7 protein-coding genes are annotated in these 7,111 nt (G+C 71.8%); all 7 read right to left on the reverse strand.

The window, feature by feature from the left end:
* Positions 1-136: 136 nt before the first annotated feature.
* Positions 137-613 carry a flavin reductase family protein gene (locus tag AOJ26_RS30475; protein WP_053851593.1) on the reverse strand — a complete coding sequence of 159 codons (477 nt, stop codon included), beginning with the start codon at positions 611-613 and terminating at the stop codon, positions 137-139.
* Positions 614-750: 137 nt separating this feature from the next.
* Entirely contained in the window at positions 751-1,860 is a 1,110-nt protein-coding gene (locus AOJ26_RS30480) for an LLM class flavin-dependent oxidoreductase (protein WP_053851594.1), read from the reverse strand.
* A 50-nt stretch (positions 1,861-1,910) separates the two neighbouring features.
* The gene (locus AOJ26_RS30485; protein ID WP_053851595.1) at positions 1,911-3,185 is read right to left on the reverse strand and encodes an ATP-grasp domain-containing protein; all 1,275 of its coding nucleotides are present in this window, start codon (positions 3,183-3,185) and stop codon (positions 1,911-1,913) included.
* Complete coding sequence (locus AOJ26_RS30490) at positions 3,182-4,582, reverse strand: PLP-dependent aminotransferase family protein (RefSeq protein WP_234358708.1); 1,401 nt, start codon at positions 4,580-4,582, stop codon at positions 3,182-3,184. Before AOJ26_RS30490 ends, AOJ26_RS30485 begins: the two co-directional genes overlap by 4 nt.
* Positions 4,583-4,633: 51 nt before the next feature.
* Positions 4,634-4,936, reverse strand: a complete 303-nt coding sequence (locus tag AOJ26_RS30495; protein ID WP_053851596.1) for a YciI family protein — start codon at positions 4,934-4,936, stop codon at positions 4,634-4,636.
* 68 nt (positions 4,937-5,004) lie between these two features.
* Complete coding sequence (locus tag AOJ26_RS30500) at positions 5,005-5,760, reverse strand: SDR family NAD(P)-dependent oxidoreductase (RefSeq protein ID WP_053851597.1); 756 nt, start codon at positions 5,758-5,760, stop codon at positions 5,005-5,007.
* Positions 5,761-5,766: 6 nt separating this feature from the next.
* Positions 5,767-7,111: MFS transporter (locus AOJ26_RS30505; RefSeq protein WP_234358709.1), on the reverse strand; the 1,345-nt coding region annotated here is incomplete at its 5' end.

A 7,111-nucleotide genomic window follows, 5' to 3' on the forward strand; every position in this document is an offset into this window, starting at 1 on the left:
GGGCGGGGCGTCTGGGACGGGCGGGTCCGGACCTGTCAGGGCTCCGGTCCCGGACCTGCCAGAACTCCGGGCCCGGGCCTGTCAGAACCCCGTTCCGCGGCCCCGCCTCACCCGGGAGGTCCCGTTCGGTCTGTCCTCAGGCCGCCGCCAGTGCCGTGAAGCGGCCCGCGTGGAAGACCAGCGGTCCCGCCTGGTCCGTCAGGGCTCCCTCCAGTGCCTCGGCGATGACCAGTTCGTGGTCGCCCGCCCGGTGCAGCGTGCTGATACGGCAGTCCAGCCAGCCCAGTCCGTCGGCCGGGATCGGGTGCCCGGCCCGGGTCGTCGACCAGCCGTCGCCTGCGAACCGGTCGGCGCCCTTGGTGCTGAACAGCTTGCACAGCTCCGCGTGTCCGTCGCCGAGGATCGTCACGGCGAAGTGTCCGGTCTCGCGGATGGCCGGCCAGGTGGAGGAGGTGTCCGCGGCGCACAGGGCGACCAGCGGCGGGGTCAGGGAGACGGAGGTGAAGGAGTTGACCGCCATGCCCTTGGGACCGTCGGCGGTGTCAGCCGTGATCAGCACCACTCCGGTGGTGAACCGGCCGAGTATGTCGCGGAACGAGCGTTGCTCCAGCATGAGTTCTTTCCGTTCGGAGGGGACGCCCGGCCGGGTCGGCGGACCGACCCGGCGTGGCGTGGCAGGGCAGGGCAGGGCAGGGCCTGACAGAGGCAGAGCCGGCAAGGCAGGGCAGGGAGAACAGGGGCCCACCGCACCTAGCCCTTACGGCTCGCGATCGCGAAGTCCACCGCCTCCTGCGGCCGTGCCGCCGAACCCGTGAAGCGCGGGGAGACGTAGCGGGCCAGCAGTTCCATGCTGCGGTTGGTCTTCTCCCAGGACGTCCAGTCGGCGACGTACACGAGCAGGGTGCCGAAGCCGCCGGTGATCTCGTGCAGTCGCTCGATGCCGGCGACCACGTCGTCCACGGAGCCGACGAGCGCGCCCCCGGCCTCGACCCGGGCCTCCAGCGCCCGCTCCCGGGGGACGTCCGGGCTGAGCACCTCGCGGCCGGCCGCCTTGCCGAAGTACTCGAACAGCCAGCGATCGTAGCCCTCGCGGACGTCCGCGTAGGCCTCCTCACGGGTCTCGGCCACGTGCACCGGCAGGGCGATGCGCCACTTGTCGCGGTCCAGGGTCTGCCCGTGCTCGGCGGCCGCCTCCTCCGCGTACTTCCACTGGTGGGCGAGGTTGATGTGGGCGGGCGCACCCGGGGTCAGCAGGGCGAACGGCAGGGCGAAGGACGTCATGCTCAGCCCGTACTGACCGATCAGGCGCGGGCTGGACTGCGAGGTTCCGGAGGTCGCCACGGCCACCTCGATGCCCTGCGGGGAGAACCGCGGGAGCTGGAGCTTGGCCTCGCGCAGGTCGAACCAGTCGGTCTGCTGGGTGATCCGCTCGTCGCCGTTGACGAGTTCCAGGACCGTCGGCAGCGCCTCCTCCAGGCGGCGGCGCTGCACCGGCTGCTCCAGGCCGAACATCTTCGCGTCGAAGGGCACTCCGGGGCCGACGCCCAGGATGTACCGGCCGCGGGTCAGGTGGTCGAGGTGCACGGCCCGGCTGGCCACGTGGAAGGGGTGGTGGCCGGACAGGGGTACGACACCGTGGGCAAGCTTGATCTGGCGGGTGCGCTGCGAGGCGGCGGCGATCAGGGTCTCGGGCGCGCCGACCAGGCCCCAGCCCAGCGTGTGGTGCTCACCGAACCACGCCTCGTCGAAGTTGAGGTCGTCGACGTACTCGACGAGGTCCAGGTTCCGGCGTATCGCCAGGTTCGGGTCCTGACCGGTCTCGTGGACGGGGGACAGGAACAGACCGATACGGCTGTGCACGATGAGCCTCCTGAGAGCGAGGAAAGAGAGAGGGGGAGAGCAGGGGGGTGTTACGCGACGCGGTACACCGCGTCCTTCAGGGCGCGGACCTTCTCGTAGCCGGCCGTGAGGGCCGTCTCGTCCGGTGCCGTGAGGTAGACCCTCAGCGGAGTGGTCAGCAGGTCGACGGTGGGGCTGATCCGGGAGCCGGGCGCGAGCTTGACCGTCGCGGAGAAGACGCTCTCCAGGGAGCGGATCTCCGCCACCGCCGCCTCGTCGACGGACCGGACGGTCCCGTCGAGCTCGGTCGGGGTGTTGTAGACGACGGCAGGCTGAAGCCTGGTGTACGTCCGGCCGCCGTACCGGGCGCGGAACTCCTCGGGGCGGGTGTACGCCTGCGCGGTGAGCGCCGCCTGGTTGTGGCCCAGGCACACGTCGTGGAAGGGGGCGCTGATGTTGCCGTTGAGGCGGGTGCCGATCTCGACGAGGACGGGGCCCTCGTCGGTGACGATGACCTCGGCGTGGGCCGGCCCCCAGGCGACATTGAGAGCGGCGAGGACCTCGTCGACGTACGCGGTGAGTTCGGCGACGACCGGGTCGGAGTCGGGGTCGGCGAGCAGGTCGCGGTTGTAGATGTTCTTGCCGGACGGCAGCAGCGTCTTCTCGTACTCCCAGACCCCGCACACATAGCGCTCGCCGCCGCTGCTGACGGTGTCGACGATGTACTCGGTGCCCTTGAGGTAGGACTGCACGAGGATCTCGGTGTTGGTGACGCCGAACATGTTCGGGGCGTCGAGGACGTTGCGGGCGGCGGCGCGCACCTCGCCGGGTCCGGCGCAGACGACGACGCCGTCGGAGGCGGCCGAGCTGAGCGGCTTGACGACCGCCGGGTAACCGCCCTGCTCCTCGGCCCAGTTGACGGCGGCCTCCGGGTCGTCGGTCTTGAACTGCCGGGCGCAGCGCACCCCGGCCCGCCGCAGTGTCTCGGTCATCTCGTACTTGTCCCGGCGGGCCGGGGACAGCGCCGAGCCGTTGGACGGGACACCGACCGCCTCGCTCAGCCGGTCGGCGAGCGGCACGGACGACTCCTGGCCGGCGATCACGCACACCGGGTCGAGAGCGCGCAGGACGTCGACGAGTGCGGCCTCGTCGGTGCCGACGAGGGTGTCGTCGTACGCGGTGAGGTCCGGCGGGGCCATCGCCGGGATCAGCTCCGGGGTGCTCTGGACGTGGACGACGGCCGTGTCGTACGCGGCGAACGCGGCGGGGTAGAAGTTGCCGGCGGAGTAGCCGTCGACGACGACGGCGACGCGGCGCGGGCCGGGTGCGGGGGACGCGGTGCTCATGCGTGGGCCTCCGATGCGGACACGAACTCGGGCAGGGACGCGGGGAGGGAGCCGGGCTCGACGTCCAGTACCGGGCCGACGGCGGACTCGGCCCCGATGAAGCGGGCCAGGCGGGCGATGCCCTCGCGGATCGCGGCCGGGGTGAGGTTGCTGAAGCCGAGGCGCAGGGCGCGTTCGCCGCCGCCCTCCAGGTGGAACATGCTCATCGGCGCCCAGCTCACGGCGTAGTCGCGCGCGGAGCGTTCCATGGCGACCAGGTCGGCCTCGAAGGGCACCTCGACGACCAGGAAGAACCCGCCGCGCGGGCGGTTCCAGCGCACCCCGTGCTCGGCGTACCGCTCGGGCGGGAAGTGCTCGGCGAGGGCGTCGAGGGTGGCGGTGAGCCGTTCCTGGTAGACGGCGGCGAGATCGCGGGTGGCGGAGCGCAGGTCGTGGTCGGCGTCGACGAGGATGCCGCCGATCGCCGCCTGGGACAGCGAGGACGAGCCGACCGTGAACATCGCCTTCGCCTTGGAGAGTTCCTGGGCGAGGGTGCGCCGCACGCCGTCCTCGCCGGCCACCTCGCGGTCGCCGACCAGGTAGCCGAGGCGGGCGCCGGGGAACGCGGACTTGGCGAAGGAGCCCAGGTAGACGACGTCACCGCGGGTGTCCAGCGACTTCAGGGTGGGCAGCCGCTCCTCGTCGCTCGCGAACAGCCCGTACGGGTTGTCCTCCAGGATGGTGAAGCCCTCCTCGGCGGCCAGCGCGAGCAGTCGCCTGCGCGCCTCCAGCGGGACGACCGTGCCCGAGGGGTTGGAGAAGTCGGGGACCAGGTAGAGCGCGGCGGGGCGTTTGCCCTCGGCCCGGACGGCCCGTACGGCGGCGGCCACGGCTTCGGGCTCCAGGCCGTCGGGGCCCTCGGTGATGCCCCTGACCGGGATGTCGAGCATGCGGGCGGCACCCCGGATGCCGACGTACGCGGGGGACACGGACAGCAGCACGTCGTCGGGCGAGCGGAACAGTCCGCGCAGGGCGACGAGCGCGGCCTCCTGGAAGCCGTGCGTGATCATGATCGCCTCGGGCGCGACATCGATGTCCTCGTCCCGGGCGAGCATGCGGGCGACCTCTTCCTGGATGAACCCGTTGACGGGTCCGTACTGGAAGTGCAGCCGGGTGATGCGCTGTTCGGGCACGCCCCGCCGGCGCAGGTGGGTGATGTAGCGGTCGACGTAGTACGAGAGTTTCGCGAGGTCGTGGGTGCCGTCGTGGGGCGCTCCCGAGGAGAACGACAGGGCCTCGGGGAACCGCATCGCCGTCTCGCTGAGCAGGCGCATGGAGTCCATGCCGGGATCGACGATGCCGGCGTGCAGTTCTTCGCGGCGCAGAGCGGGGGCTTGCCGGACTGGCGTAGTGGACACGTCAGTTGGATCCTTCCGGGTTCACGGGCGGGGAGGGGCGGACGTACGGGGTCAGGCCGCCGAGGGCTCGGGCGCGGCGATCCAGGTGCCCTTGCCGGGGGCCCACTGGCGGACGCGGACGTGGCAGACGATGCCGCCCTGGACGTAGGGCTCCGCGGCGAGGATCTCCTGGAGGCGCTCGCGGTCCTCGGCCTCGTAGACCAGCAGGCCGCCGTTGGTGTCCTGGAGCGGGCCGGCGAGCAGGAGCACACCGCTGTCGGTGAGGGTGCGCAGGTAGTCGGTGTGGGCGCGGTGCAGGGGCTCCCGGCCCGCGCGGTCGACGTTGTACTCGAATTCGACGACGAACTTCGCCATGGGTGCCTCCTGGGGCGGGGTGGGGACCGGGGTCGGGCTCAGTTGTGCCGGGCGCACACGTGCCGAGCTCACATGTAGAGGCCGCCGTTGATGTCGATGACCGAGCCGGTCGAGTAGCCGGCGCTCTCGGAGCACAGGTGCAGCACGCTGCCGACGGCCTCGGCGACGGTGCCGTAACGCCCCATGGGCAGCCGGGACATGACGTCCTTCTTGGACTCCTCGGTACGGCGTTCGAAGGCGCCGGCCACCCGGTCGGTCGCGATCGGGCCGTGCGCGACGACGTTGGCCACCACTCCGGTGCCGGCCAGCTCGTACGCCATCTGCTTGGTCATGCCGATCACGGCGGCCTTGGCGGCGACGTACGCGGCGTTGTTGAAGTGGCTGTAGGTACGGCCGCCCGCCGAGGCGAAGTTGACGATGCGGCCGTACCCGTCGGCGGCCATCCGCGGGGCGCACACCTTGACCGCGATCCAGCTGCTGACGACGTTCTCCAGGAACGTCCGGTCGAAGTGGTCCGTGGTCAGGTCGGCGTAGCCGATCACCCGGGTGTCGCCGCCGACGCCGTTGACCAGGATCGACGGGGCGAACCGGTCCACGATGTCGGTCAACTGGCGTTCCGCGGCCGGGATGTCGGTGATGTCGCCGACGACGGCCTCGACTTTGGTGATCCGGCCCAGTTCCTCGGCGAGCCGGTGCACGGCCGCCGCGTCACGGTCGAACAGGACGAGGGTGTGGCCCTGTTCGGCGAGTTCGCGGGAGGTCTGCGTGAGGATGCCTCCGGCGGCGCCGATCAGCAGGGCGGTGCGGGGGGTGGGTGCGGACATGCCGGGTCACCTTGTCTCTCGGGTCAGTTCTTCTGCGGTGTCGGGACGGTCGGTCGGAGGAGCCGGTGCCTTCGTGAAGCCCGCGAGCCGCGGCAGCAGTGCGAAGCCGAGCGTCACCGCGCACCCGAGGCCGAGGACGGACAGCCACAGCGCCCCGTAGCCGTGGGCGTGGGCGAGGGCGAGGCCGGCGGGGCTGCCGACGACGAAGGCCGCGTTCCAGGCGAAGAAGTAGGAGCCCTGGTAGGAGCCGCTGCGTCCGGCGGGCGCCCGGTCGGCGATGAAGGTCGCGGACATGGGGGCCCACAGCACCTCGCCGAGCGTCCACACGACGGTGGCGAGCGTGAAGGAGACCATGCCGTCGGCCAGGACGTTGGCGCCGAAGCCGACGGCCATGAAGGCGGCGGCCAGGATCAGCGGGACGTGCGGTCGCAGCCCGCCGACGAGCCGGGGCACGAGCGGCAGCAGCAGGACGGACAGCACCGCGTTGACGGCGAGGACGAACCCGATGCCGCCGGCGGTCAGTCCCCTGTCCCGCATGTCGAGCGGGAGCGCGGAGTTGACCTGGAGGTAGATGCAGGCCAGCAGGAAGGTCAGCAGCAGGAAGGCGACCAGGACCGGGGTGCGGAAGGGTTCGGCGATGCCGCGCGCGGCCGATCCGAGGGCCGCCGAGAGCCCACCGGGCCGGTCGGCGGTGCGGGGCAGCGGGTCGGCGGGCACCGCGAACACCAGGGCCGCGTACAGCAGGCTGGAGACCGCCCAGACGACGAAGAGGGCTCCGGGGCTGACTTCGAGCAGGAAGCCGGAGAGCACGGGGCTGAGCGACATGCCGATGTTGAAGCCGACCAGGAAGAGGCTGTACGCCTTCGAGAACTGCTCCGGGGGCACGATCGCGGAGATCAGCCCGGCCCCGGCGGGGCGGTCGACGGCCGACAGGAACCCGGTGATCAGCGACAGGGCGCACAGCGCGGCCACGTTGTCGGCGACCGCGAACAGCAGTGCCGTCGCGGCGGTGAACGGCTGGGCCGCGACGATGGTGCGGCGCGGTCCGATCAGATCGGCGACGGCCCCTCCCACCAGCCCGGACAGCACCACTCCGGCGCCGAAGAGGCCGACGACGAGCGGGGTCGTGCCGGGTGCGACGAGGCCGTTCTGCTCCAGGTAGAGGACGAGGAAGGCGGGGGCGAGCGTGCCGAGCCGGCTGACGGTCTGGCCGCACCACAGCAGCCAGAACGCCTTGGGGAGGGCCATCAGGAGCATCCCGTTCGTGTCGGTGTCGTCAGGGTCCGCGCCCGGCGCGGCGGCCGGCCGGGCTGGGGTCCGCGCGAGGCGCGGGACGGGCGGGTGGAAGGTG

The sequence above is a fragment of the Streptomyces sp. NRRL B-24085 genome (genome assembly GCF_001282115.1).
Lineage (GTDB): Bacteria > Actinomycetota > Actinomycetes > Streptomycetales > Streptomycetaceae > Streptomyces.

Bases quoted from the DNA above. Each gene is read 5' to 3' on its own strand.
- AOJ26_RS30485 (WP_053851595.1), bottom strand. From the start codon at position 3,185: ATGAGCACCGCGTCCCCCGCACCCGGCCCGCGCCGCGTCGCCGTCGTC.
- AOJ26_RS30475 (WP_053851593.1), bottom strand. From the start codon at position 613: ATGCTGGAGCAACGCTCGTTCCGCGACATACTCGGCCGGTTCACCACC.
- AOJ26_RS30500 (WP_053851597.1), bottom strand. From the start codon at position 5,760: ATGTCCGCACCCACCCCCCGCACCGCCCTGCTGATCGGCGCCGCCGGA.
- AOJ26_RS30495 (WP_053851596.1), bottom strand. From the start codon at position 4,936: ATGGCGAAGTTCGTCGTCGAATTCGAGTACAACGTCGACCGCGCGGGC.